This is a genomic window from Microbacterium sp. 13-71-7, assembly GCF_002257455.1.
Taxonomy (GTDB): Bacteria; Actinomycetota; Actinomycetes; order Actinomycetales; family Microbacteriaceae; genus Microbacterium.
Genome location: NZ_NCKN01000398.1, coordinates 1 through 1,703, shown reverse-complemented (window position 1 = coordinate 1,703; position 1,703 = coordinate 1). Strand labels below are relative to the sequence as shown.

At 70.8% G+C, this 1,703-nt stretch carries 2 protein-coding genes; both read left to right on the top strand.

Annotated elements, in window-relative coordinates:
* Nucleotides 1-608 (top strand): amino acid permease (locus B7X32_RS20730; RefSeq protein ID WP_292724089.1); only part of this gene is annotated, 608 nt, incomplete at its 5' end.
* Between the two features lie 41 nt (nt 609-649).
* A partial coding sequence (locus B7X32_RS20725; protein WP_292724086.1) for an aldehyde dehydrogenase family protein occupies nt 650-1,703 on the top strand: 1,054 nt, incomplete at its 3' end.

The window sequence follows — 1,703 nt, the reverse complement described above, 5'->3', positions numbered from 1 at the left end:
TCGGCAAGGATCCGGCCACGTTCTTCGTCGCGGCCTTCGCGAAGCTCGTCCACTCCGACGCGGCGGCGAACATCATGGTGCTGTGTCTCATCGCGTCGCTCGTGCTGGTCATGCTGACCTCCGTGGCCGACTCCTCGCGCGTGCTGTTCAACATGGGCAAGGAGGGCGTCACCGTCCGGGCCGTCGGAAAGCTCGACCGCCGCGGCATCCCGATGCGGGCGCTCAACGTCATGCTCGTGCTGAACATCGTGCTGCTCGTCGTGCTGCAGCAGCCCCTCGCCATCATCGTCACCGGCAACCTCGGCTACGTCCTCACGCACGTGCTCGCGGTCTCCGGCTTCGCCCTGCTCCGCAAGGACCGCCCGAACGCGGCACGCCCGATCCGGCTGCCGAACTTCCTCGTGCCGGTCTCGATCGCGCTCGCCGTGCTGCTCGCGGTCATCGTCGTCGTCGGCGCGACCGGCTTCTCGATCACCGGCTACGGCGGGATCCTCGAGCTCAGCATCGCGATCGGCATCCTCGCCCTCGGCGTCGTGATCTGGGCGTTCGTCCGGGCTCGCGACCGCCGCAACGGGCTCCTGCCGCAGACCGTCGACGACGCCGTCTGACCCTCCCTTCACCCGATCCCCTCGAGAGGAAACCCACCATCATGACCCTGTCATCCGTCGTCGCATCCGACATCCTCGTCCCGCACTCGCAGCTCTACATCGCCGGCGACTACGTGGACGCCGCCTCGGGCGAGACCACCGACGTCGTCAGCCCCGTCACCGGAGAGGTGATCGCCTCGGTCGCCGTCCCCGGGCGCGAGGACCTCGACCGCGCCGTCGCCGCCGCCCGCGAGGCGCAGCGCGCCTGGAGCCGCGTCGGGGTCTGGCAGCGCGCCGCGATCCTGCACAAGGTCGGCGACCTCATCGCGGCCAAGCGCGATCAGCTGGCCCATCTGCTCACGCTCGAGCAGGGCAAGCCGCTGACCGAGTCCTACGCCGACATCGACGAGACCGCGCAGCTGTTCCACCTGCACTCCGAGGACGCGGTGCGCCTGCACGGCGAGACCCTTCCGGCCAACGACACCCACAAGCGGATGTGGACCTTCTACCAGGGCGTCGGCACCTGGGCGATCGTGATCCCGTGGAACTTCCCCGTCCTGATGTTCTCCGAGTTCGCGGCCCCCGGCCTGGCGACGGGCAACGCGCTGGTCGTGAAGCCGCCGACGCACACGCCGCTCACGCTCCTCGCCACCGTCGAGGTGCTGGAGGAGGCGGGTGTGCCCGCGGGCCTGGTCAGCATCCTCCCCGGCGAGGGCGCGTTCGGGGCGGATCTCGTCTCCCACCCCGGCATCGACGCGATCGGCTTCATCGGATCCTCCGCGACCGCAGAGAAGATCGTCGCGACGGCCGGACTCAAGCGCTCGATCATCGAGGCGTCCGGCAACGGACCCGTGGTCGTGCTCGACGACGCCGACGTCGAGGCGGCGGCGCGCGCCGCGGTGCGCGGGGCCTATTACAACGCCGGTCAGGTCTGCTGCGCGACCGGGCGCGTGCTGGTGGCCAGCGCCGTCCGCGAGCGCTTCGTCGAGGCCGCGCGCGCCGCGGCGCAGGAGGCGGTGCTGGGCGATCCGTTCCACGCGGCGACCACGCTCGGCCCGATGAACAACCACGCGACCGCGAGCAAGGTCGACGCGCACCTCGCCGAGGCACGCGAGC